Annotated in this window: 17 protein-coding genes, 1 tRNA gene and 1 CRISPR repeat array; of the genes, 10 read left to right on the top strand and 8 right to left on the bottom strand. The window is 58.7% G+C overall.

Annotated features, from left to right (window positions below):
• Nucleotides 1-29 precede the first annotated feature (29 nt).
• Genes ATK06_RS03305 through ATK06_RS03285 form a run of 5 tightly spaced genes read right to left on the bottom strand, consistent with a single transcriptional unit; the run spans nt 30 to nt 5,658 of the window.
• Nucleotides 30-1,469: a penicillin-binding transpeptidase domain-containing protein gene (locus ATK06_RS03305; protein ID WP_098388839.1), complete on the bottom strand. Its 1,440-nt coding sequence runs from the start codon at nt 1,467-1,469 to the stop codon at nt 30-32.
• Nucleotides 1,470-1,472: 3 nt separating this feature from the next.
• Nucleotides 1,473-2,900: an FtsW/RodA/SpoVE family cell cycle protein gene (locus ATK06_RS03300; protein ID WP_098388838.1), complete on the bottom strand. Its 1,428-nt coding sequence runs from the start codon at nt 2,898-2,900 to the stop codon at nt 1,473-1,475.
• A complete protein-coding gene (locus tag ATK06_RS03295) occupies nt 2,900-4,261 on the bottom strand; it encodes a PP2C family protein-serine/threonine phosphatase (protein ID WP_048378658.1) in 1,362 nt (453 codons plus the stop codon). The genes ATK06_RS03300 and ATK06_RS03295 overlap by 1 nt, the downstream gene beginning before the upstream one ends.
• Nucleotides 4,262-4,264: 3 nt before the next feature.
• Nucleotides 4,265-4,726: an FHA domain-containing protein FhaB/FipA gene (locus ATK06_RS03290; protein ID WP_048378660.1), complete on the bottom strand. Its 462-nt coding sequence runs from the start codon at nt 4,724-4,726 to the stop codon at nt 4,265-4,267.
• 29 nt (nt 4,727-4,755) lie between these two features.
• Nucleotides 4,756-5,658 carry an FHA domain-containing protein gene (locus tag ATK06_RS03285; protein WP_098388837.1) on the bottom strand — a complete coding sequence of 301 codons (903 nt, stop codon included), beginning with the start codon at nt 5,656-5,658 and terminating at the stop codon, nt 4,756-4,758.
• A 216-nt stretch (nt 5,659-5,874) separates the two neighbouring features.
• Here ATK06_RS03285 and ATK06_RS03280 point away from each other — a divergent pair.
• A tRNA-Leu gene (locus ATK06_RS03280) sits at nt 5,875-5,958 on the top strand.
• Nucleotides 5,959-6,887: 929 nt separating this feature from the next.
• Nucleotides 6,888-8,063, top strand: coding sequence for a DMT family transporter (locus ATK06_RS03275; protein WP_098388836.1), 1,176 nt, complete (start codon nt 6,888-6,890; stop codon nt 8,061-8,063).
• A 651-nt stretch (nt 8,064-8,714) separates the two neighbouring features.
• Here the strand turns inward: ATK06_RS03275 and ATK06_RS03270 are convergent.
• Nucleotides 8,715-9,239 (bottom strand): hypothetical protein, encoded by a 525-nt coding sequence (locus ATK06_RS03270; RefSeq protein WP_048378664.1) that lies wholly within the window; start codon nt 9,237-9,239, stop codon nt 8,715-8,717.
• A 147-nt stretch (nt 9,240-9,386) separates the two neighbouring features.
• Between ATK06_RS03270 and ATK06_RS03265 the strand changes: the two genes are divergently transcribed.
• The 4 genes from ATK06_RS03265 (at nt 9,387) to ATK06_RS03250 (ending at nt 13,018) form a co-directional block, all read left to right on the top strand.
• Nucleotides 9,387-9,800, top strand: a complete 414-nt coding sequence (locus ATK06_RS03265; protein ID WP_048378666.1) for a hypothetical protein — start codon at nt 9,387-9,389, stop codon at nt 9,798-9,800.
• Nucleotides 9,801-9,864: 64 nt separating this feature from the next.
• On the top strand, nt 9,865-11,403 hold the full coding sequence (locus tag ATK06_RS03260; RefSeq protein ID WP_098388835.1) for an ABC-ATPase domain-containing protein: 1,539 nt from the start codon (nt 9,865-9,867) through the stop codon (nt 11,401-11,403).
• Nucleotides 11,404-11,613: 210 nt separating this feature from the next.
• Nucleotides 11,614-12,261 carry a hypothetical protein gene (locus ATK06_RS03255; protein WP_048378668.1) on the top strand — a complete coding sequence of 216 codons (648 nt, stop codon included), beginning with the start codon at nt 11,614-11,616 and terminating at the stop codon, nt 12,259-12,261.
• 118 nt (nt 12,262-12,379) lie between these two features.
• Nucleotides 12,380-13,018: a Fic family protein gene (locus ATK06_RS03250; RefSeq protein ID WP_098388834.1), complete on the top strand. Its 639-nt coding sequence runs from the start codon at nt 12,380-12,382 to the stop codon at nt 13,016-13,018.
• Between the two features lie 238 nt (nt 13,019-13,256).
• On the opposite strand, the gene uidA is transcribed toward ATK06_RS03250, so the two are convergent.
• On the bottom strand, nt 13,257-15,032 hold the full coding sequence (uidA, locus tag ATK06_RS03245) for a beta-glucuronidase (protein ID WP_098388833.1): 1,776 nt from the start codon (nt 15,030-15,032) through the stop codon (nt 13,257-13,259).
• A gap of 71 nt (nt 15,033-15,103) precedes the next feature.
• A complete protein-coding gene (locus tag ATK06_RS03240; RefSeq protein ID WP_098388832.1) occupies nt 15,104-16,423 on the bottom strand; it encodes a M20/M25/M40 family metallo-hydrolase in 1,320 nt (439 codons plus the stop codon).
• A 286-nt stretch (nt 16,424-16,709) separates the two neighbouring features.
• A CRISPR array of direct repeats spans nt 16,710-17,836; the repeat unit is 28 nt; unit sequence GGCTCATCCCCGCGTGTGCGGGGAACAC.
• 299 nt (nt 17,837-18,135) lie between these two features.
• Here ATK06_RS03240 and ATK06_RS11420 point away from each other — a divergent pair.
• The 4 genes from ATK06_RS11420 (at nt 18,136) to casB (ending at nt 23,336) form a co-directional block, all read left to right on the top strand.
• Complete coding sequence (locus tag ATK06_RS11420) at nt 18,136-19,341, top strand: CRISPR-associated endonuclease Cas3'' (RefSeq protein WP_231913568.1); 1,206 nt, start codon at nt 18,136-18,138, stop codon at nt 19,339-19,341.
• Between the two features lie 15 nt (nt 19,342-19,356).
• On the top strand, nt 19,357-20,946 hold the full coding sequence (gene cas3, locus ATK06_RS11415) for a CRISPR-associated helicase Cas3' (protein ID WP_231913569.1): 1,590 nt from the start codon (nt 19,357-19,359) through the stop codon (nt 20,944-20,946).
• Between the two features lie 61 nt (nt 20,947-21,007).
• Nucleotides 21,008-22,708, top strand: a complete 1,701-nt coding sequence (casA, locus tag ATK06_RS03230) for a type I-E CRISPR-associated protein Cse1/CasA (protein WP_048378672.1) — start codon at nt 21,008-21,010, stop codon at nt 22,706-22,708.
• Nucleotides 22,701-23,336 carry a type I-E CRISPR-associated protein Cse2/CasB gene (casB, locus tag ATK06_RS03225; RefSeq protein WP_048378674.1) on the top strand — a complete coding sequence of 212 codons (636 nt, stop codon included), beginning with the start codon at nt 22,701-22,703 and terminating at the stop codon, nt 23,334-23,336. The genes casA and casB overlap by 8 nt, the downstream gene beginning before the upstream one ends.
• Nucleotides 23,337-23,356 lie beyond the last annotated feature (20 nt).

The following is a 23,356-nucleotide window of genomic DNA, read 5'->3' as shown; positions in this document are numbered from 1 at the left end:
ATTCGTATTCTCGTTCACGTCCACCCTCCTTAATTCAACGCGGCGCGCGCGGCGTCAATGACCGCGCGCCCAATCGGGGAGGCTACAGAGCCGCCAGTTGCAGAATTACCCTGGTGGCCACCATTCTTCACGACGACCGCCACCGCCACATCAGCGCCCTCACTGGGAGTAAACGCCACGTACCAGGTATGCGGTCCCACGGAGCCGTCACCGTGCTCCGCCGTACCGGTCTTCGACGCGATGTCGTCGCCCCGGTAGCCGTACGTGTTGCGCTCCGAATCGCGCATCAGGTCCGTCAGCGTTGCCGCAATCTCAGGCGAGACCGCCTGGGCTGCTTCCTTCGCGTCATTCGTGCGGATCGTGGTCAGGTCGGGGGCGGTGATCTTGGAGACCACGTGTGGTTCCATCCGCTTGCCGTCGTTAGCCACCGTCGCCGCCATCACCGCAGCTTGCAGGGCCGACATGGTGACGTCGCGCTGCCCGATCGAGGACTGCCCTAAAGCACCCTGGTCGGCCACGTCGCCGAGCGCGCCGGGGGCCATCGGCAGGCCCAGGTCGTAGGTTTGGCCTACGCCGAAGCCCTCGGCGGCTTTGCGCAGAGCGTCGGCGCCAATGTCTAAGCCCATCTCCACGAACGCGGTGTTGCAGGAGAGGGCAAACGCGGTGCGCAGGCTGACTTGCCCGCCGCCCGCGCAGGCCTGGCCGGCGTAGTTCGTAAGCGTCTGGGTGGTTCCCGGCAGGGTGATCTCGGCGGCGCCGGTCAGCTGGGAGTCCGGGGTGTAGTTGTTCTCCAGGCCCGCGGCGGTGGTGATGATCTTGAAGATCGATCCCGGGGGCAAGGTGTCTTGCGCCGCGTGGTTGAGCAGCGGGTTGGCGGGGTCGTTGGTCAGTTGGTTCCAGGTGGCCTCGGCGGTCTCCGGGTTGACGATCGCATTCGCGTCGAAGCCGGGGGTTGATGCCATCGCGAGGACCTCGCCTGTCGACGGGCGCAGCGCCACCACGGAACCCTCATAGCCGGCGGAGGCCAGCTGGTCGTACGCCACCTGCTGGATTTCGGGAACCAGGGTCAGTTCCACGTTGTTGCCCACGGCCTCGCCGCCGGTGAGCTGTTCGAACCACTGCTTGGTGGAACCTTCCTGCCCGGAGAGCGCCGCGTTATAGGAGGCCTCGATGCCGGAGGCACCGTACTGGTCGGAGAGGTAGCCCACCACGTTGCTGTACGCCGGGTTGTTGGCTTCGTAGGTGCGGTGGTAGAAATCGTCCTCGCCTTTGTAGGAGCTGGCCAGCAGCATGCCGCCGGCGGTGATCTGGCCGCGCGGGACGGACTTGATCTCAAAGAAGTTGCGCGAATTGAGCTGGTTGTGCGCGTATTCGTCCTGCTTGAATACCTGCACGACGGTGAGGTTAATCAGCAGGATCGCGGTGAGTACTAGAGAAAAGATGGCGGTCAGCCGTATTGATCGGTTCATGGGTTACGCCTTTCCTTTCTCATTCGGGGCCGGTTCGCCGGGGAATACCGGGAACAGGGAGGTCGCATACGGGCTATCCGACGACGCCACGCCCGCGTTACCTGCGGGAAGTTCCGCCTGCGGGACCGGGGGCGCGCTCTTGACTTCGGCTGGTTTACGCGCGGAGTTGGAGATCCGGATAAGTAGGGCGAGCAGGATGTAGTTCGCCATGAGGGAGGAGCCACCGGCCGACATGAACGGCGTGGTCAGGCCCGTCATGGGCAGCAGGGCGGAAATACCGCCGACGACCACGAACACCTGAATTGCTAGCGTCAGGGAAAGCCCGCCGGCCAGGAGTTTGCCGTAGGTGTCGCGGACCTCGGTGGCGGCCTTGAAACCGCGGGTCACAAACAGTGCGAAGAGCAGGAGGACAGCGCTCAAACCAATCAGGCCCAGTTCTTCGCCCACGGCGGACAAGATGAAGTCCGACCACACGATCGGGATGGTCAGCGGATAACCCTCGCCTAGGCCCGTGCCGGTGAGCCCGCCCCACGACAGGCCGAAGAGGCTGTTGGAGAGCTGCTGGCCGGTTCCGTAATAGTCGTCGAGCGGGTTGAACACGTTCTTCACGCGCGTCTGAATCTTCGTGGAGACCGAGTACACAGCGGTGGCGCCGATCGCGATGAGCACGCCACCGATGAGCAGCCAGGAGGCCCGGTTGGTGGCCAACCACATCATGCCGAGCACCGTGGCGAATAGCAGGAGTGCGGGCCCGAAGTCGTTGGATGCCGCCATGATCAAGATGGCGAAAGCCCACACCACGAGGATGGGCGCCAGGTCACGCAGGCGCGGGAAATCCAGTTTGAGGAATCGGTAGCCGGCGACGGTAAACAGGGAACGCTTCATTGCCAGGAGTTGGGCGAAGAAGATGATGAGCAAGATCTTGGCGAACTCACCCGGCTGCACCGAAAATGGGCCGATGCTGATCCAGATGCGCGCATCCGATTCGGTGGGCTGCGGCCACACCAAGGGCAGGGCCAGCAGAATAAGCCCCGCTAGGCCCAGCACGTACGAATACCGCGAAAGTGTGCGGTGGTCACGCACAATAGCGAGCACACCGCAGAAGAGGACCACACCAACGAGCGTCCACATGACCTGCCGGTTAGCCAGGCTACTGTCGCGGGCAATGTCGATGCGGTAAATAATCACCAGCCCGATGCCGTTGAGCAGCGCCGTCACCGGCAGCAGGATCTGGTCGGCGTGCTCCGCCAAGAAACACAGCGCCAGGTGCGCGATCGTGAAGACTAGGATGAACCCGCCAATCAGCCACAGGATGTCCGAGGTCAGCGCATTACCCTGGGATAATTCCAGGCTGACTAGCATCAGCGACACCACGATGGCCGCCACGATGAGCAAGCCCATCTCGCGCTTGCGTCCAAAAATACGCGACATTACTTCACCTCCCGGCAGTTCACGCCCGGATCCGAAAGATCCTTGCTGCCCGAGTCCGCGCCCGCTTTTTCACGGGTGACGCAGACGGGCAGGGCTTCGTCGGCAAGCGTGCGCAGGTGCGCGGTGGCGTCCTCGTAGCTGCCGGCCGGTGTCGCGGTAATCGAGCCGCGCACGGCAGGTGGCACGTCCTTCACGGAGAAGTACTGGCAGGATTCGGCGTCACTTTCGACCATCCGCAGGGAACCATCCTTGCCGATGCACGCGTATTGGTACGTCGAATGCAGGTCACGCCCGAACGCGGAGAAATCGAAACCGCGCTCGACCACGATCCGGTCTTGCGTATCGACGTCCACGTAATACCTATCTTGGCCAGCGGTATAAGCCCACCAGCCGCCACCAATCGCGGCGATAAGGACTACGAGCAGGCTAATAATTCCGACCCATTTCCATGCCTTCGAACCTGTTTCGCCCTCCTCGTCGGAGTCGTCGGGCACGTCCTCTTCGGTGGGGGCGGGTGGAATGACCTGGGGTTGGCGTCGCAAAGCTGCGGCGCGCCCGGCGGCGGTGTCCGGGTGCGTGGACTCCTGCTCCCCGAGCAGTGCGCCCGAGGTCGCCGGCTTCGTGGGCAGCTCGCGGTGCGGCGCGGAATCCTCCACGACGTCCGCGATGACCACAGTAATGTTGTCCGGCCCGCCCGAACGCAACGCCAGGGCGATTAGCCGCTGCGCGGCCTCCTCCGGGGTGCCTCCGGCCAGGGTGGACTCGATAGTCTCGTGCGTGACCGGGTCCGAAAGACCATCCGAGCACAAGAGGAGGCGGTCACCTGGCTGGGCGTCTAGGGTCCAGAGGCCGGGTTCGACGGGCATGCCCGTGTACGCCTTCAAAATCAGGGAACGCTTCGGGTGCGTGGACACGTCCTGGGGGTCCAACTGCCCGGACTCGACGAGGGACTGGACGTAGGTGTCGTCGACAGTAATCTGCTCCAGCTTGCCGTCGCGGAGGCGGTACCCGCGGGAATCGCCGACGTGGCAGATAGCCAGGTGCTTCCCGTTGAACATAATCGCGGTAAGCGTGGTGCCCATGCCCTCCCGCTCAGGGTGGTCCGTTACGGCCGCGGCAATCGACGCATTCGCGTCATCAGCAGCCGCGCCCAGGAGCGCGAGCATGTCGTTATCGCCTGGGTCGGCGTCCAACACCTCCAGGTGCGTGATCATGAGCTGGGAGGCCACCTCGCCGGCGGCGTGGCCACCCATCCCATCCGCGAGCGCGAGAAGATTCGGGCCCGCGTAGGCCGAATCCTCATTATTACCGCGCACTAAGCCCTGGTCGGAGGCGGTGGTGTAATCGAAACGCAAAGCCATGACCTACACCAGCCTTACCGTGGAACGGCCCATGCGGATATCCGAACCCACGCCCACACGCTCCGGCTGGTCAATGCGAACACCGCCCACCGACGTGCCATTACGCGAATCCAAATCCTCCACAAACCAATCCGAGCCGCGCCGGAAAAGACGCGCGTGCCGAGCCGAGGAGAAATCGTCACCCAACACGAAATCACAGTCCTGACTACGGCCAATCGTCACCGCACCCATACCGGAAATATCCATGTGCGAACCACGCAGCGGCCCATCAACCACAGTCATCCGAGTCACCGGAGCACGCTTCGGCGCACTCGGACCCGGGCCAGGAACCCCGCGCGCAGGCCCACGGCCCGCGTACGCCTTCGGCGCCACATCCTTTTTCATCGCCCGCAAGGCAAGCAGCACGAAGAGCCACAGCACCACAAGGATGCCTACCCGGATGCCGGTAACAACAAGACCGTCCACAGGTTTTCCTCTTTCCTTATATACGGGCTTTACACACCGACGGGTGCGGTGGTGATACGAACCTCTATGTGCGAATGGCCGATGGTGATGACGTCGCCGTCGGCAAGCAACCAATTCTCAATCGGAGTGTCATTGACCGTGGTGCCATTCGTCGACTGCAAATCAACGAGCACCGCATCCTGCCCATTCCACGTAATCTCCGCATGCTGACGCGACACACCCGTATCCGGCAGGCGGAAATCCGCATCCGTAGCACGGCCAATAATGTTCGACCCATCCTTGACCACATACGTCCGCGACGAACCATCCTGCAAAAGCAGCGTCACGACGGGCTCAGACACCTGCGGCTCCGGCTTCTCAGACTGCTCCTGCGCCGGATTCGGCACGGCAATAAACTCTGTCGACGGTGCATTGGTATCCACGGAATCCTCCTCAGAAAGTTCAACTTCGGCGTCCGCCTGCGTACCAGCCTGGGCCTCAAACTGGGCCAAGGCCTCAAAACCACTCGAATCCTGCGGTCGCTCATTGCTAAACGACGACACCCGCAACTGACCCGACCGCAAACCAGACTCCTCAGCGATCACCACAACCACCGGCCCAGCAACTGCCCAGCCCTGATTGCGACAAAAACGCCCCAGCTGATCCGCGAAATCTACAGGCAACCGCGGATTCTCCTCCTGCAACGAAGCAAAATCCGCGGCCGCGACGCCCACGTGAAAAACATTCGGCACCTGCGTGAACGTATCCGCCGCGTTCCCATCCGAGAACGCGGCGGTGGAGGTGGCGGTAAACGCATTATCGTCCATCTCCTGCTTGAGGGCTTCCTCAATCTCCGCAGGCACAACCTTGCCGCCAAACACCAACGCGAAAGCATTATCAAGACCCCGCTGCAAAGAACTGTCGAACTTAGCCAAACGACCCATCAACGACATCGCAGGGCCTCCTTTCTTATCCTTAAACACGTAAGCGTGCCTGGCGGGCACGTGATTGCAGCCCAGTATAGAGCGCACAAGGCCCTAAACCCTATCTGAACCAGAGGTAATCGTTCTTTTTCGGGCTGTTCAGTGTGCTTGCGGCACGGGCATTGGGGCTGTGTAGTGCGGGTTTGTAGGTTTCTGTCAATATGAGTAATATCTTAGGAGCTGCCCGCCCGGGTGGCGGAATTGGCAGACGCGCTGGCTTCAGGTGCCAGTGTCCGCAAGGACGTGGGGGTTCAAGTCCCCCCCCGGGCACAATATGACCGGCCACCTTATATATAAGGTGGCCGGTTTTGTTTTCGCTGTGGGGGTGTGGGGGTGGTTGGGGCTGTGGGTGCGCGGGGTTTCCTTTTCGGGTTGCCCGTGACGCAGGCGCGTCTCGTCTGCGCGCCAATTGCGCCGCGTGATACGAAAAAGACATTCTGCCAGTTAAGCTTTGTTAAACCCCCAGGCGAATTTTCCCAGGTGCTCGCAAAATGTCTTTTTCATATCATTCCCAAGCCCATGTTCCCCCGAGGGTGCGCAGTAGGGGCAACGGGCACCACGAATACTGAAGATTTGTGATTGCAGCTCTTCGTTGCTGGGCTGGTACGCGCGAATGCGATTTGTTTATAGGTCACAGCGAATAACGGATACCTATTTTGGGCCCGCTAGGCGGAGTCTTGCCGGATCGGAGATGCACGCTTTCTCTACATAATCCGCCCTCGGCACCGCACCCGACATTTACGTAGACGAATGTATCCCGCGGCTCCTTGCCGTAGCGCCATCCCGAATCCGAACAGCATTCCAGGAGGCGTCCAACGCGCACGAGTTCCCGACTTTTTGCTTCCACACCGAAGTGGCATATTTGTGTGGTTTTTTAACCCCGGGTGGTGCTGTCAGTTTTCTGGGAACAATGTGGAGTGGTCTGTGTATTTTGCGTAGATGTCCACTAAATCGCGTGGTCGGGGCTCCCAGAATTTTCCCAACTTTCCCGCCCTCAATCCATTAATCATTTGATAGAGAAATGTATGATTGAATATATCTTTTACCCATATAGTACCCCCAAAAGGGGGTGAGCCATTAGTGGTCAATCAATAGAAACACCGTATGGTTTTGCAGGTCAGAAAACAGTATGCCTATTGGTCTACCCAAATAAACATAAATAGTACTAATCGGTAAATCCATCTGTTACGGTTCACTCTGTGAATAAGACAACTCCAGGTGCGGTAGGCACCTCCTCCAGCAATTACCTGCCGGTTAAGCCGGTAGGGCACGGGAAGGCTGTGCTGATCATTGCGCTCGGTACTGCCATGCTGGCTTTCACTCCAATCTGGGTGAAGGCGACCAACATGGACCCTGCAACGCAGGCCTTCCTCCGTGTTTCCATCGGTTTCCTCTGCTTGCTCCCATTCGGTATTTGGGAGATCAAGCGTAAGGGCGCACTTCCTAAGAAGGGCATTACTTACTCTGTCGTCGCGGGTCTGTTCCTTGGTGTTGACTTCACCTGCTGGAACTACTCCATTTTCTATGTCGGCGCCGGTATTGCGGCGATTCTGCTGAACCTGCAGGTCATCGTTGTGCCTATGCTGACCGCGATCTTCGACAAGTACAAGATTCCTAAGGTCTTCCTCATTCTCGTGCCAATCATGGTCGTCGGTGTTCTGTTGACCGGTGGTGTCTTCGAGCCTGCTGAGGCGTCGACTGGCCCAGAAGAGATTCTTGGCATCAAGACCGCAACCCTGGGTACCATCCTGGGTCTGACCTCCGGTATCTGCTACTCCTTCTACCTGTACTTCTCCCGTAAGGCCGGTACCACGGCTCCTCGTAAGGACCTCTACGTCCAGCCGATGATGTACACCTTCGCGGCGCAGATGGTTGCTCCTACCCTGTGGGCCTTCACCGGTTCCCCACGTGGTGGCTTCGACTTCAAGTACGGCGTATTCGACAAGAACGGCCAGCTGCCAATGGGCGACCCATGGAACGACCTGGGCGCAGAGCTCACCGGCTGGAACTGGTTCCACCTGATCTCCCTGGCTGTTGTTGGTCAGGCTATGGCATGGACCTTCGTTCAGTGGGGTACGGTCTGGCTGGAGCCAGTGCTGTCCGCGGGTATCCTCCTGCTCTCCCCAGTGTCCTCCGTTGTTATCGCTTGGCCGCTGTTCGGCGAGATCCCGTCTGCTCTGCAGTGGGTTGGTATCGTCCTGATTCTGGGTACGGTTATGTACCAGAACGGCCTCTTCGACTCGATGTTCGGTAAGAAGAAGAAATCTGGCGACGTTGGTAACCCCGAAGACAACATCGACGACGAGCTCGTCCGTGAAGGTCTCGCACCGGGTCACTCCCCAGATGAGGCAACGCCACTTCGCGATCAGAAGTAAGCAGCCCGTAGCTAATTAAATAGCCTGCCAAACTTGGAAGCCCTGAGTAGTTCATCTACTCAGGGCTTTTGGCTTGCTTATCGACGTTTATTTGCCCTGGCCAGCGTCCGGTCGGAAGTGTGCGCCAGGTGCTGGGCGCGTGCATATTTATGGGCTGGGCTTAATATCCCAGGTCGGGTCGGTTTGTCAGGCGAGGCGTGACCTGGGATGTTAAGTCTGGCTTTTCGCGGCCGGTTTCGGCGCCTGGCGTTTACAACCGGATGGGATAATCCGTGGCGCGCTGTGCGCGCCTCGTTCTAGTTGACGCCGAGTGTGCAGGGGGCGTGAGCCGGAACGGCCGGCGCAGGAGTGCCGGGCTGATTTCCCTTCCGGTTGTATGCGCGTGTTCTTGATCCGGATTCTTGACTGGCGTTCTTGACTGACAAACCTGATACGCCAGGTCGCACGCGCCCGCCGCGTAACCGCGACCTGGCGTATCAAAGACGCGCACCAAATATGCGTGAAATCGCATAATTAGCAGCCAGGCTTAACATCCCAGGTGGGCGGTTAACTGCCCGGCACGCGCGACTAGGGATATTAAGTCTGGCTGGTAAGCCCAGCGCGTGGCGGCAAAAGAAAAGCGCCGGCACATGGCCGGCGCTGAACTTGCTACTAGAACGATGAGCCCAGGTTGAGCTGTCCGGTCAGCTGCGCGATGAGGTTGCGCAGGATCGTCAGTACGTCAGGTAGGGCGATTGTCTGACCTGCGACGTTCACGGTCACGGATGGCTGGCCTCCGGAGAGGTCAATCGCAGCGGCAGGCGCAGCTGGAGCGGGCGCAGGAGCCGGAGCACCAGCACCAGCACCCGGAGCAGCCGCCGGAGCACCGGCACCAGCACCCGGGGCAGCGTTTCCGCCCTTGAGGCCGCAGCGGTTGGCGGCTTCGTCGACACGCGCGAGCGCGGCGCGCACTTCTCCGCCACGCGGGTGGAAGGCGGCTAGGGCGTTGGCTTGGGCGACTTTGTTGTTGTAGTCGGCTTCGTTGGTCCAGTAGCGGTTGGCTTGGTCGCAGGAGATGGGGCCGGCCGGCAGTGCGGCGAGTGCCTTGTCGACGACATCAGCGTGAGCGGTCGCGGGCGCCAGCGCGAGGCCGCCGGCGAGGGCGGCGGTAAGCAGGATTCGTTTCATGCGCACCATTGTTACACATGTTGCTGGTGGGGTCCATGTTGCGAATAGGCGCGTACCCTTAGAAGCGGTTGCGCGTCCCCGCGAACGCAGGTACCGTAGAAGGTGATTGTAGATACATCAACAAAGGTTCATACAAGGTACATCCAAGGAGTTTTCATGGCTAAGAAACTGGCATCTGCGTTCCTCCGCGTCCCAACTGGCGCGTTCATCCTCAATTCGGGTATCGGCAAGTTGGGCCTGAAGGGCGAGGCGGCGGAAGGTCTTCAGGGCTTCGCGGCGACTGGTATTCCGGCGCTGGGCAAGCTGGATCCGGATACGTTTGGCAAGTTCATTTCTTACTCGGAGATCGGCATTGGCGCGTCCCTCCTCGCGCCGTTTGTTCCGAACAAGCTCGCCGGCGCGGCGGTCGCGGCGTTTGGTTCTGGTCTGCTGACTCTGTACTTCAACAATGACAACATGACTGAGGAAGATGGCATCCGCCCGTCCGAGGACGGCATCGCGATTGCTAAGGATTCCTGGCTGGTAGGCATTGGCGCTGCTTTGATTGCGCTGGGTAGCACGAAGAAGTAGGTCGTCGATAAGCAATCTTCGGTGTGGCGCCGACGTGTATCGGTGGAACCTTTAGACTGGGGGCATGAGTCTTCCGATTACCCTCGACGAATTTGCCGACAAGCTAGATAACCTAAACAACAAGAATTACGGGGCGTACAAGTCGCTCGCGGGGGTACGGGTGGATATTGCGCCGGGGATTGTGCTGGTGCTCGATAAGGTGCAGGCCGATCCGTTCGCGCCGCCGTCGTTGGCGCATGTAGAGATCGCTGACCACGCCCTCGACGGCACGGAGGCCCTGGCGGTGGAGGACCTGCTGGCTCGCCGCCTGCGCGACGCCTTCCGTGGCAACCGTGACCTGCAAGTCGGGCACGTGGGCCAGGAGATCATCGAGCGCACCGTGGCGAACACTCGCAGCGATGTGTGGGTGCTCCGCTTCACGGTGGCGCTGCCGGCTCGCGGCAGGCGCATCATGGGGTATGCGGCAAACACACTGCTCACGGAGGTTCTTCCCCCGCTTATCGACGACGTCGTGGACATCCCCGACACCGACTGGGACAATGCAGCCGACAACCTGGAGCGCCAAGAATCCATCCGCGCGCAGCTCGCCGAGCGTGGCCTTGTGGCCTTTGTTGCCGACGGTTCCATCCTCCCGCGCGAAGCCGGAAACCGCGACACCCCCGCCGACAACGCCGTCCCGTTCACCGCGCCCTCTGAGTTGGCCGTGGAGATTGACGGCGTACGCGGCATGGGCATCCCCGAAGGCGTGACCGTGATCGTCGGTGGCGGCTACCACGGCAAATCCACCCTCCTGCGCGCCCTGCAGCTGGGCGTTTATCCCCACGTGGCTGGCGACGGCCGCGAAGGCGTAGTCACGCGCCCCGACGCCGTGGCCCTGCGCGCCGAAGACGGACGCTGCATCACCGGCGTGGACATTTCCGCATTCATCAACGGGCTGCCCGGCGGCCAGGACACCACCGCGTTTTCCACCCAGAACGCGTCCGGTTCCACCTCCCAGGCGGCGAACCTCATCGAGGCTTTGGAAGTGGGCACGTCCGCGCTGCTCATCGACGAAGACACCTCCGCCACCAACTTCATGATGCGCGACGAACGCATGCGCGCCCTCATTAAGTCCGAGCCGATCACCCCACTCCAGGACCGCGTGCGCGACCTGCCGTGCTCCACCGTAATCGTCACCGGCGGCTCGAGCGCCTTCCTCGACGAGGCCGACACCATCATCATGATGGAAGAATTCGTGCCCTCGGTGGTGTCGTGGGAAAGCGAACCACGCGAGCGCGGCACGTTCGAGGTGCCGGCTGCGCGGTCCCTGAAGCTGGAGAACCCCGAAAAGCGCAAGCCAGCCAGCCCGAAAGGCCGCGCCCTGGTGCGCTACGGCCGCGACGTGATCAACCTGGGTGCCGCCGAGCAGCTCAACGACCCACAACAAACCGTGGCCATCGCCCACGCCATCGACCTCCTCGAGGAAAAGTCTTTAGACGAGGTCATGGCAATGCCACTGGAAGAATGGTCCCCGTACTCCCACAACCCCGGCCTCTACGCCCGCCCACGCCGCCACGAGGTGATGGTGGCCGTGAACCGGTGGCGCGGGCTGCAAGTGGGGTAGCGGGGTAATGGGTGCGTGCGAGATGGTTCGGTACGCGCCCAATTTACGTTTCTCCGTAATTGCTTTGGAAAATATCCGAATTTCTTGCTCAGGATGTTGATACGCGGTGCGCCTATCTTTCAATCAGAATTTGAGTCCTCAACTAGATTTTCGCCCCGTTGCAGCTCCCTGTTGGTAAACGGTGCAAGACGTTGTTTGTATTGTGATGGAATGTCAACAACCATCCAGGTATATCCGTCGATTAGCGATTTTCCGTTTGTTGAGCAAACTCGTGCCCGCACAGAAGAGCTTTTTCAAGAGCTTCTCGATCGCTACCGGGTAGGATCCACTATCGAAGTCAAGGCGTTTTATCCCGCTAAGAGCGCTGAAGATGAGATTCGCTACGTCGATAAGCATGTTGCGTGGGCGCCGGACATGGAAGTCGGTTTCAGCTACTGGATCAACGGCGAATGGGACTCTAGCTCGTGGCCAAGCTGTCTTCCTGTTGATGACGCAGATCGAATCTCTGAAGAAGATCTGGTTTACCCATTCCATTCGAAGCCAGAGCATCTTGGACAATGGGCAATTGTCGAGGAGTTTGAGGGTGTGCTGCCTCCGGAAAAGCTTTCGAAAATACTTGCCCAAGACCATTACTGGTCCGAGTACCGCAACTTTGCTGGACCAGCAATCGCATCGATCGGTTACGGACTCGTTGCCGCGGCCTTAGCTGAAGCCACAGACGGGGTCATCGCCTCGATTGATAGTGCTTTCGAAATCGAACACAACGGAGAGAGTGCTGCGGAGTTCCTGGCATGGTGGGGCGATGAACAAATAGCTTTTTATGGTACTGACGACTTTAAAGGCGTTGGTGGTATTTAGATTTCGTCGCTGAACCAACGGGGTTCCAGGGTTTCCGTATAAAACAGCGGGCTCCGTGCCAAAAATGGATCGACATCACAGGGTCGTATACGCACTAGCGACCGGTAGTCTTGGGGACATGCTGCACACAGATTCGCTGGTTTCAGTTCTATATTCGGCGGGCAAGGTCTTCGATAATCTTCGGTCAGGCCGGTTGGCTACCGAGGCCTTCCTTCGCAGCGGGGAAACAGCTGGTATTGCTTCGCGCGCTGACCTACAGCTCCTCGAAGATCTCAAAGCTGCAGGCCATCTCGTAGCCCAAACGAAAAGGGATGAGGCAACACTGACTGCTGACTTGGTGTGTGAAATCAATGCTGCGATGACTCGTTCCGCAGCATTGCACCCAGGTCAGTTACGTACCGATGAACAGCGAATTGGCGTGCGCACAACATACGGAAATCACATGCCTCCAGCTGTAAGTATGGATGGTTTGCGTGTGATCGTCGAAAAGTACCGAAGTGCACAGAACCGTGAGGGCGCTGCACGATTGTTCGTCGAGCTTGCGAAAGCTCAACCGTTTGAAGACGGCAACAAGCGAACTGCGTTACTTGCAGCCAACGTGCTTTTGCCTGGCGACGCAACGCTTGTGGTGCCCTTCGACGCGGAAGGCCCCGGAGATGTTGAAGCCAGGTTCCATGACTTGCTGGCCCGCGCCTACATCTTCGATGAGACCGAGCCCGTTGTGCGATACATGTGCGAGTGGGTGGAGTCCACGTAGGTGCTCATTGTCATCGATCACATGGCAATGACGTACGCAATGAGGGCCATTTTTACGCAATGACGTACGCAATGAGGGCGCCAAAATACGCAATGACGGCCTTCATTCAGTTCCTCATTGCGCTCATTGGGTACCTAAGGATCGCAATGACGAGCGCAACGAGACCGAGCGCCACCGCCCGGCCCCACGCCACGCGCCCACCCGCGCCCGTCGCGAAGCAGATCCGCCCAGCTGTGGCCTACCGTCCCTGTTCCTCCCGTAGCGCGAGCCAGCGGTCGCGTACGTCGTAGGCCGCCTTCTTGGGGCGGCGGTCGCGGGTGAACATGCCTTTCTTGTTGCCACCGACGCGCATGATGCCGGGGGTGGTCATGAAGTCGGCGAAGTTCCACATTTGTTCGCCGATGACCTGCGGGGTGTCGTCGAAAACTGCGTGGAACATGGCCAGCATGTCCACCTGGTATTCCTCTGACCAGGGGCGGCGGTATAGGTCGTTGAGCCCGGGCATGGTGTCGGGGCCGTATTCGGTGAAGATGATCGGCTTGCCGGGGTAGCGTGCGATCCAGACGGCGAGTTCTTCGCGCAGTGCTTTCTCCGCGTCGGCGAGGTTGCCGGTCTGGACGTACCAGCCGAAGTAGCGGTTGAGCATGATGACGTCGAAGAGGTCCGTGATGTTTTCTTTGTCGGCGGGTGAGGTCATCACGTTGACGTAGCCGACGGGGCGGGTGGGGTCCGCCTCCCGGGCGGCCTGCACCAGTGGGGCGAAGTAGTCGCGGGCGGCGTCGGTGTGCGATTCGGGTTCGTTGGCAATCGACCACAGGACCACGCACGGGTGGTTTTTGTCGCGCGCGATCAGGGCCTCGATTTCGCGTTTGTGGGAGGCTTGGGTGCGCTCGTTGATGGTCTCGGGGGAGAAGGTCGGTAGTGGTTCGCCGCCGAAAATACCTCCTGAGATGCCGGTATTCAGGCCCACGGCAGGCGTTTCGTCGATGACTACGAAGCCTTGCTCGTCGGCGTAGTCCATGACTTCTTCCGCGTAGGGGTAGTGGGAGGTGCGGAAGGAATTGGCGCCTTGCCACTTCATGAGTTCGAAGTCGTGGACCATCATCACGTTGTCGTGTTGCTTGCCGCGGATGTCGGCGTCCTCGTGGCGGCCGTACCCGCGGAAGTAGAAGGGCTCACCGTTGATGAGCAACTGCGAATCCTTGACCTCGACGGTGCGGATGCCCACGGTCTGCGGGTACACGTCCTGGCCGGCGGTAATTTCCAGGGTGTACAGGTAGCCGTCGCCGGGCGCCCAGAGGTGCGCGCCGGGAACGCGCAGGGTGCCGATCGCTCCGGTTGCGCGGGTCACTTCCGCGCCGTCGCGGTCGAGCAGGCGCACTGAAACCTCACCCGCGGACACGACGTCGTAGGTGACCAGGCCGTCCGTGCCGTCGATATCTGTGACCACGGTGACGTCCTCGACGTACGTTTCCGGCCGCGTATACAGCTTCACGGAGCGGTGAATGCCGGCGTAGTTGTAAAAGTCGTGGTAATAGTTCTGGACTCGGCGGCCCTGCGAGTCGGTGGTCACGTAGCCGGGAGGGATCGTCTCCCAGGACAAGCGATTATCGACGGCCACCGTCAGCCGAAATTCCGCGCACCCCGCAACAACGTCGGTGATATCCGCCTCAAACGGTAGGTAACCGCCGGTGTGGTGGGCTACTTCGGTGCCGTTGACCCACACGGTTGCGGCGTGCGTCGCGGAACCGAAACGCAGGATCATGCGATCCCCGGCAAGCGTGCGCGGCACGACGACGCGCCGCTGGTACCACAACAGCCCCACGTGATTGCGCACGTCCGCATCGGTGACGATGTCGTTAAACGACGCCGGCACCGGCATGCGTTGGGGGTTGGGCAGGCGGCCGGCGAACCACCCGTCTTCGATACCGGAATCGTTGCTATCAATTGCAAAGTCCCAGATTCCATCCAGAACATGGACCGACCGGGAGGGCGTTTCACGAACAGTAAGCACAGTGGACCTCTTTCACCTCAGCGAACGGCAATGATTAAGCCCCACTGTAGGACTGTTGCTCGGTCCGGCGCCTACACCCCGAGCATGAGTTCCGCCACGCGGCGGTATGCGCGCACGGTCAGTTCCAGGTCCTCGAGGTAGAGGTGCTCGTCGTGGGAGTGCAGCTGCCGGTTGACGTCGGCGAGGTTGCGGGAGGCGGCGTGCATCGCGAAGCCGTAGCCCACGCCACCGAGACGGCGGGCGAACCGCAGGTCAGAGCCACCGGTCGCGTGGACGGGGACGACGTTGGCGTTGGGGAAGATTTCCCTGGTAGTGGTCACAATCGCGTCCCACAGGGGGCCTTCGGTAGGCGATTGGGTGGCCGGCTCGGTGAGCAGGTGCTCGATTTCTACTTCGTCGGCGAGGTCGCCCAGGCCGGCGCGCAGCAGGTCGTCGATTTCTTCCTGCGTCTGGCCGGGCAGGGGGCGGATGTCCATCTCCAGGTAGGCGTGCGAGGGCATCACGTTGATCGCGCCGCCGGCACGCAGCACCGTTTGCGCCAGCGTGACGTGGGAGAATGCATGGGCGTACGCTGCGAGGTCACCGAAGGCTGAGTAGTTGCCGGTGCCGTCGAGAAGCGCTTGCTCGGTGGTGGGATCAAAGCGGAAGGACTGCACGAAGCCGCGCCACACCGAATTGTGGGTCACTGGGGGTTCGATGGCGGCGATGCGGCGGGCGACTTCACCAATCTTCACGACGGCCGAATCCTTCCCATACGGCGTGGACCCGTGGCCGGCATCCCCATGCACGTGAATGCGACGCTGCGCGGCACCCTTCTCACCAACGTTGAACCCGATCGCACCGTCACCGAAGTGAGAGCCACCGGTCTCAGAAAGGCAGTTCTTCCAGCTAAACGCGCTGGGCTCATGCTCGGCGATCCATCCCGCGCCGAGGCCGCCACGCGCTTCTTCGTCGGCAAGCCCCACAAACGTCAGCGTGCCCTTTGGGGTGCCGGTGCGCGCAATGTCCCTGGTCACAGCAGCCTGCGCCGCGGTGATGAAGAGCATGTCCATCGCGCCGCGGCCAAAAATCTTCCCATCAATAATCTCCGCCCCGAAAGGATCCGTGGTCCACTTCGGCTTATCGACGGGCACCACATCAATATGTCCCAAAAGAGTAAGCGGTTCAGCGGTTTCGTCCGCGCCGGGCACCGTAAACGCCACCGAACGACGACCCGGATGCGGCTCAAAACGCTGCACCTTCACCGAACCGGCCGCGATCTCCGCGGCGAAAAACTCCTCCAACGTATCTGCGTTACGGACCTCATGACCAGAATCGGCGGTGAGGTCATTGACGCACGCGTTGCGGATCAACTGCTGCAAAAGGGCGAGGGTGTCATCATAAAGAGTCATGGGGACCATTATGGCCCGCGGTGGGGGAGAGTGTCAGGGATTAATTTCGTGGTGGTGCGGAAGCTGGGCGTGAAACTGTAGACATCAGAAGCGTTCAGAGTTCCGACATAGTAACTGGAGAATTATCTATCCCTGCATGCGCGGGGAACGCCAGTCAGCAACCCCGTGGCCAGCGTGAATGTTGGGCTCATCCCCGCATGTGCGGGGAACACTAGGCCCTTGTATGGCGGTTGCTGAACGGTGCGGGGAACACCCGTGTGTGACCTCTAGGACAGTGACCCGCCCCGGCTCATCCCCGCATGTGCGGGGAACACGCTTCATACACAGCCGGGGGTTCCCTTTTAACCGGCTCATCCCCGCGTGTGCGGGGAACACCACCCGCGTAGCTTCATGTCAGACAGTGCGCGGGGCTCATCCCCGCGTGTGCGGGGAACACAGTAAAGTACGCCGTTGTCAACGCCGTAAAGGGGGCTCATCCCCGCGTGTGCGGGGAACACCATCTCCCACGACACACGCAGACCAACCGCAAACGGCTCATCCCCGCGTGTGCGGGGAACACAGGTGGAATGATGGAGTTAATCGCGCGGTAAAGGGCTCATCCCCGCGTGTGCGGGGAACACAGCAGTGGTTGGTCGGAAAAAGAGCTTAGTTTCGGCTCATCCCCGCGTGTGCGGGGAACACTTCGAGATCGTGCCCGGCAAACGCGGCGCCAACGGCTCATCCCCGCGTGTGCGGGGAACACTGGTGCCTCGACTGGGGTGCCGGTGGGGTGGAGGGCTCATCCCCGCGTGTGCGGGGAACACGATGGTTCGGATGCTGACGTACGCGCCGGGCGGGGCTCATCCCCGCGCATGCGGGGAACACTCATGATTTGAAATTTACCTGACCTGCGCAGAGGGCTCATCCCCGCGCATGCGGGGAACACCTCAGTGATCTCCCACGCTACGTTTGGCCACGGGGCTCATCCCCGCGCATGCGGGGAACACGCGTCGTTGGAGGAGTGTGTTCTTGCTGGTCGGGGCTCATCCCCGCGCATGCGGGGAACACTTTGCGACGGAGCTGGGGCCGATTGCGACCGCGGGCTCATCCCCGCGCATGCGGGGAACACGGAATGTGAGGTTCATGGTGTGTCCTTTCGGGGGGCTCATCCCCGCGCATGCGGGGAACACTGATGGTGTCGGTGAAGGTGCCGTTTTTCCTGGGGCTCATCCCCGCGCATGCGGGGAACACTCGGGTGTTTCTTTCCTACTCCTCGATTTACACGGCTCATCCCCGCGCATGCGGGGAACACTGTCAATGCTGAGCACCTGGCCGTGCCGTGGGAGGCTCATCCCCGCGCATGCGGGGAACACCAAGCCCTGAACGATATTCTGCCGCCCATTTCGGGCTCATCCCCGCGCATGCGGGGAACACACTCCTTGAACAGGAGTTTTATCAGCCGATTGCCTATTTTACATACGACTTGATCGAATGAAAATAGGGGCTTACGTCCGTCCCTGCAGGTGCAGGGAAAAATAATTGCCCCAACTTAACAAGGGCTCATCCCGGCAGAAGCCGGGATGAGCCACATTCTATAGCCCTGCTCCGTAATGCTCTAAGAGCGTCAGATTTACACAATAAAACTTGTTAAGTTGGGTATTGGGTATTGACATGTTTTACTTTTCAGGATAGATTCAAAACCATCGAAGAAAACATCTAAAAGAAAGCTAATCATGAGTGTCGGACATGAACTTCCGAAAAGTGTCCTTGATGTGGCACGCCTGTTCGATGGGTGGGTTTCTCGGCGCAGCCCCATGGCCAATTCTTTGTGGGCCAAGTCAGGCGATGAATCTGGGTATCTTTCATTAACGCAGCATCTAGTTGATGCAGCTTGCGCTGCTGCTGCGGTGTTTGACGTGTGGTTAGCGGCAAACGTGAAACGTCAGTTGGCTAAAGAGCTGGGGATTGAAGTCGAAGAACTGCGCACTCTTTACCTATGGCTGGCTGGCGTACATGATTGCGGGAAAGCAACCATGACTTTCCAATCACAGATTGAGATGACTTATCCGCATATCGTAAATGCGGTCTACGATTCAGGTTTGACGTTGGAAAAACCTAATTTAGAGCTAAAGCTACCTAAGATGCCACACGGCATATCGTCAGGTGTTTTAGTGAGTAAATGGCTTAAGGGTCAGGGGATTTCTGCCCTGCTAGCACGGCGTATCGCTTCGACTGTCGATGCTCACCACGGCATTGCCTCCGCAGACTCCGAAGCGCGTACGATTCGTCTCATTCTCGATGGTTATCCCGAAACGTGGAAGGCGGTTCAGGATGAGATCATCACCGCAATGGCTGACACTCTAGATGTTTACCCTGTCCTGGAAAAGCTTGGAGAGGTCCGCCTTGCCCGGGGTGGCGTAGCGCAAATTCTCACTGGAATTATTGTCATTGCTGACTGGATAGCTTCGAACGCAGACGCTTTCCCGATGGTAGTTCAGCAATCTCAGGAGGACCGCCTGAAAGATGGGATGGCGCTTACTGATTTAACCAACCCGTGGACTACGTCCATGCCTAATAAGGATATGGATACGTTCTATCGTGATTCTTTTGGGTGGCCCGATTCGTTTAACGCTAAAAGCGTGCAGCAGGCCATCGCCGAGTGCGCTCGACAACTGAAGGGTCCTGCGCTCGTGATGCTTGAAGCAGAGACGGGCGTGGGTAAGACAGAGGCAGCGCTCGCGGCTGCACATATCATCGGACGGAATACTTCTGCTCAGGGGATATATTTTGCAGCGCCGACGATGTCTACAGCTAACGGCATCCTGGAGCGAACGATTGAGTGGGCGAAGAACACCGGAGCGCGAGAAACGGTTGCGTCAATGTACCTGGCGCACTCGAAGAATCAGCTTTCGACACAGTTCAAGAAGCTGAAGCTGTAAAATATTGCGGAGGATGTGCCGGAACATGGTGGTGCGGCCGTCGCTAGCCAGTGGATGAATGGTAAGCGGCGTGGGCTGCTATCCAACATTGTTGTGGGCACCGTGGATCAGGTGCTGATGCTCGCATTGGAGCAGCGTTATTCCATGCTTCGCCATGCCGCTCTAGCTGGGAAGATAATCATTTTCGACGAGGTTCACGCCTATGATGCCTACACTTCCGATTATTTAGAAACAACACTTGAGTGGTTGGCATACTACGGCGCTACCGTGATTATGATGTCCGCGACGTTGCCTGCGAATCGGCGGGCAGCACTCGCACAAGCGTATACGGGTCACAGGTTGGAAAACGTGCCCGATTCGTATCCCCTGATTACTGTCGGCACTGCGGATGGTTACAGTTTCGCAACGCCAGCTCCCAACCCAACAAATCTTCGAGCTTCTGTCCAGGTCATCGGGGATTCCTTGGATGAGCTAGAGAACCTTACTCATGAACTGCTTATCGACGGCGGCTGCGCGCTCATAATCTGCAACACCATAGCTCGCGCGCAAGATGTCTACCGAACTCTATCTTCGGCGTATCCCGAAAAGGTTGAGTTGCACCATGCGGGTTTCATGGCGTGGGAGCGTTCGCAGAAGGAAGATTTTCTGCGCGAACAATTGGGGCCAAAGGCTAGTAGGGGTGATGGTCGCCCCGATTCCAAAATAGTTGTGGCCACACAGGTTGCGGAGCAAAGCCTGGATATCGACGCCGACGTGCTGATTACAGATTTGGCTCCTATGGATCTGATCATTCAACGCGCAGGTAGGTTGCACCGCCATAACCGTTCCGAGCATGATCGCCCAGAGCCGGTCCGCAAACCCAAAATCTTTATTCGAGGACTTACGCAAGTGGCGCCCACTCCCGAAATAGATGGCGGTGCGATGGCTATTTACGATCCGAAGATCCTCGTTGCAACCTTGCTTCATCTTCCCAAAGAATTCAATCGCCCCGATGACATTGCCGGATTGGTCCAAGCCACGTATAGCGACGACCAACCTGAAATGGGCGAGGAACTGCAGGAGCTGTGGGAACAATCCAAAATAACAAGTGCGCAGCGCGAGGCGGAAGCGCATAGGCGATCGAAAGGTTTCCGGACACCTTCTCCTTTCACTGTTAAAGAGTTGAATCAGCTGTTTAGCAAAGTCAATGCTGCTCTTTCACTTGCCGATGAAGAAGCCGGAGCGGCTCAGGTCAGAGACGCTGAGCCGACGGTGGAAGTGATACCGATTATTCAAACGGAATATGGGTATCGGCCGCTAGGGAAAGAGATGGAAATCTTGGATGAAAATGACGTAGATTATCCCACTGCTTTTCATCTTGCTTCCAGCACGCTTCGGCTACCTGCGCGAATGACACGTTATGCGAACGATTTCGAGCAGGTAATTAGCGAACTGGAACGCAACACTCCCGTCTCCTGGAGCAAACACTTCCTGTTGAAGGGGCAAGTCGCTCTCGTTTTGGACGAAGACAAGACAGCTCGTGTGGGTCGGTTCGTGGTCACCTACAGCAGCGAACTCGGATTCGAAATTTTGAGCGATGGGAAGAAGGCTGATGTCCATGCCTAACGCTAGGGTTAAACCATATAAAAGTTGAGTAGAAGTGAGTACAGAGAAAGGAGTGAGCAGCATGTCTTTCAATCTGATTGAAGAGCCGTGGATCATCTGCGAGACCGCGCAGGGGACTAAGGCCCTAGGAATCAAGTCGATTTTTGACGGATCGGAGAAGGTCCTAAGAGTTGTTGGTGATTCACCGACACAGGACTATGCCGTTCTTCGAACATTGCTGGCGATTTTCTGGCGTGCCCAGCATCAAAGCCTAGAAGGATCTTTCACTAATCCACGAGCTTATGGTCCATTTGAATGGTCATCTTGGTTCATTGAGAAGCGAAAAGCTTTGCTCGCTGAAGGTAGAGACGAAGCCGTACTTTCCTACCTGGAAAAATACCGTGATCGCTTTGATCTGCTGGATCATGAAGCCCCATTTATGCAGGTCGCAGACCTGCATACAAAAAACGGAAATACATTAGAAGTTTCTAGGATTATCCCGGAAGCGGAACATGATTATTTCACGATGCGTACCGGGACAGGACGCACATCTTTGTCCTTCGCTGAGGCAGCACGCTGGTTAATTCACACACAAGCCTACGACTATTCGGGGATTAAACCGGGCGTAGAAGGCGATCCCCGTGTGAAAGGTGGGAAAGGGTATCCCATCGGTACTGGGTGGACTGGTATGACCGGCGGTACTTTTGTCCAAGGCGAAAATCTGCTGGATACCTTGTTGCTGAACACGACGCTGGAGGCAATCGGACCTGATGCTGCGAATGACCGGCCAGTGTGGGAACGTAAACCAGACTCAAGTGCCCAGCGGGTCCTCAATGAGGCTGATGTTAATGCTGCGATGACTCCTGAGGGCGCTTCTGACCTGGCAACCTGGCAGTCACGCCGTATTCGCCTCTTCACAGAAGGGGGCGAGGTAGTCGCAGTATTAGTCGGCAATGGTGACCGTATTCCAGACGCTGGTAAGAACGTGTTTGGTGACGTGATGACTCCGTACCGCTTCAGTCCGAACCAGACCAAAAAAGGCATCCTCGCTTACTATCCACAGACATATTCTGTGGAGCGAACCATGTGGAATTCTTTGGATGCCTTGCTCGTCTCTCAAATGGATTCTGGGTTTAGCGAAAAATTGCATCCACCGAAAAGGCCACAAACGCTTGAAAATCTTAGTTCCGAAGCGTTGGTTGGATATGTCGATGAGGTACTCGATGTGTCCATCGTGTCTATGGAATATGGGCCGCAGAGTTCATCTGTGGGGACAATTATCAGTTCGCAACTGGGTATTCCATTGCACCTGCTACGTAGTGCGCAGCATTCTGAAGAAAGCCGGCAGAAGGTGCGCAATGCAGCGCAAACGGTGCGTGATGCTGCCACAGCACTAGGTTCTTTCGTCGGTCAGCTGTCGCTGGCAGCCGGAGGCGACTATGCGTTCAACGTTGACGCAGCTGACCGGCTCTACACGGATTTAGAGCCCAAGTTCATTGCTTGGCTCCGGGGCTTAACGCCGGAGAATATTGATGATGAATGCGTGCGTTGGGAAAGCACGATCCGTCGAGCAGTGCTTGAAATGGCGCGCGAACACGTTCGCGGTGCTGGCCCGAAGGCCCTCATCGGACGGCTAGATGGTGGTGAAGATGGAACGGGGCGCATTGTCAACGCTGGATCGTTACACAACCAGTTGTTACGAAAGCTCCGTGACATCCTGCCTTTGCTCACTAACCAACGAAAAAAAATAAAGAATGAAGAAGGAGGAACGTCTGATGAGTGAAGAACAGTCCACACTTCGTCAGAGCGTAGGTAAAACTGCAGCGCGGCTACAGCGGCAGTATCTAAACTCTCAAAACACTGCCGACGGTGCCTTAGCCCGCGGAACACTGGCGGAGCTACGCAAATTCGCTTCGCGGCCACTCGACACTAATCCGCTTGCCCTCCAGGAAGTCCTTCTGACGCTGGACCCACCGCTCAGCGAACGGGAAGTTGGACGAGGTGACGCGCCTAGCCCGAGCGAGCGAGCTGCGTACTATGCGCTGAGCCTTTTCGGTATCCATATGCAAAGTGCGAAGAAACCTATGCACTCTAACGACGTTTCTTTTGCAACCGCATGCGGTCAGCTTTACCGCGTAACTGAATCACGTTCCATCAAAATGCGTTTCGACGCAATGCAGGTGGCAGGTGACGAGCAATCCCGCCTGGTTCACCTACGTTCGTTAATATCGCTGCTTCGAGCCAATGAAATAGCGTGCAACTACGGGCAATTAGCTGCCGATCTTCGCAGCCTCTCTAATCCGGAGTACCGGGACCGTGTCTTGCTTCGTTGGGGGCGCGATTTTGCTACAGGAACCTTGCGCCTATCTGCACGAAGAGATGCAGAAGCCACTGCCCAAGAAATTCAATAACCAAAATTCTGGAAAGGAAT

Origin of the sequence: Corynebacterium renale, from assembly GCF_002563965.1 — a bacterium.
GTDB lineage: Bacteria > Actinomycetota > Actinomycetes > Mycobacteriales > Mycobacteriaceae > Corynebacterium > Corynebacterium renale.
Note: the sequence above shows the minus strand (reverse complement) of the source record. Positions and strands in the feature narration are given on the sequence as shown.

What these genes read in the sequence shown, in the direction of transcription:
- ATK06_RS03305 (WP_098388839.1), bottom strand. Translation starts at nt 1,469, where the DNA reads ATGAACCGATCAATACGGCTGACCGCCATCTTTTCTCTAGTACTCACC.
- ATK06_RS03300 (WP_098388838.1), bottom strand. Translation starts at nt 2,900, where the DNA reads ATGTCGCGTATTTTTGGACGCAAGCGCGAGATGGGCTTGCTCATCGTG.
- ATK06_RS03295 (WP_048378658.1), bottom strand. Translation starts at nt 4,261, where the DNA reads ATGGCTTTGCGTTTCGATTACACCACCGCCTCCGACCAGGGCTTAGTG.
- ATK06_RS03285 (WP_098388837.1), bottom strand. Translation starts at nt 5,658, where the DNA reads ATGTCGTTGATGGGTCGTTTGGCTAAGTTCGACAGTTCTTTGCAGCGG.
- ATK06_RS03270 (WP_048378664.1), bottom strand. Translation starts at nt 9,239, where the DNA reads ATGGTGCGCATGAAACGAATCCTGCTTACCGCCGCCCTCGCCGGCGGC.
- ATK06_RS03265 (WP_048378666.1), top strand. Translation starts at nt 9,387, where the DNA reads ATGGCTAAGAAACTGGCATCTGCGTTCCTCCGCGTCCCAACTGGCGCG.
- ATK06_RS03260 (WP_098388835.1), top strand. Translation starts at nt 9,865, where the DNA reads ATGAGTCTTCCGATTACCCTCGACGAATTTGCCGACAAGCTAGATAAC.
- ATK06_RS03255 (WP_048378668.1), top strand. Translation starts at nt 11,614, where the DNA reads ATGTCAACAACCATCCAGGTATATCCGTCGATTAGCGATTTTCCGTTT.
- ATK06_RS03250 (WP_098388834.1), top strand. Translation starts at nt 12,380, where the DNA reads ATGCTGCACACAGATTCGCTGGTTTCAGTTCTATATTCGGCGGGCAAG.
- ATK06_RS03240 (WP_098388832.1), bottom strand. Translation starts at nt 16,423, where the DNA reads ATGACTCTTTATGATGACACCCTCGCCCTTTTGCAGCAGTTGATCCGC.
- ATK06_RS11420 (WP_231913568.1), top strand. Translation starts at nt 18,136, where the DNA reads ATGAGTGTCGGACATGAACTTCCGAAAAGTGTCCTTGATGTGGCACGC.
- casA (WP_048378672.1), top strand. Translation starts at nt 21,008, where the DNA reads ATGTCTTTCAATCTGATTGAAGAGCCGTGGATCATCTGCGAGACCGCG.
- casB (WP_048378674.1), top strand. Translation starts at nt 22,701, where the DNA reads ATGAGTGAAGAACAGTCCACACTTCGTCAGAGCGTAGGTAAAACTGCA.